The organism is Dellaglioa sp. CoH-56-MRSF-12, from assembly GCF_056782075.1.
In genome coordinates this window covers 1-261 of record NZ_JBXAYD010000113.1, presented here as the reverse complement: position 1 = coordinate 261, position 261 = coordinate 1, and the positions used below count along the sequence as shown (strand labels likewise).

Below are 261 nucleotides of genomic sequence, written 5' to 3'. Positions count from 1 at the left end.
CCGTTGCTGATCCCCATGAACGCGAGCCACTTGCCGTCGGGACTGAACACGCCGTTCATCGGATCGGTGATGCCCCACGCGCTCTTGCTGAGTTGCGTCAGCGTGCGGGCCGAGAAATCGTAGAGGAACAGCTGGCTCGTGCCGTCGCCGTACTTGACGTAGCTGTGATAGACGAGCTTGCCGGTCAGCGCGGCGGGGAACGTCGCATTCGGCTGGGCGGCGGGATTGTTGACGCAGGCTGCGGCTGCCACGCCGCTGAAC

At 64.8% G+C, this 261-nt stretch carries 1 protein-coding gene; it reads right to left on the bottom strand.

The window, feature by feature from the left end; genetic code table 11:
- On the bottom strand, window positions 1-261 hold a 261-nt coding region (locus tag AC1RPY_RS07970; RefSeq protein WP_481763148.1), incomplete at both ends, for a TolB family protein.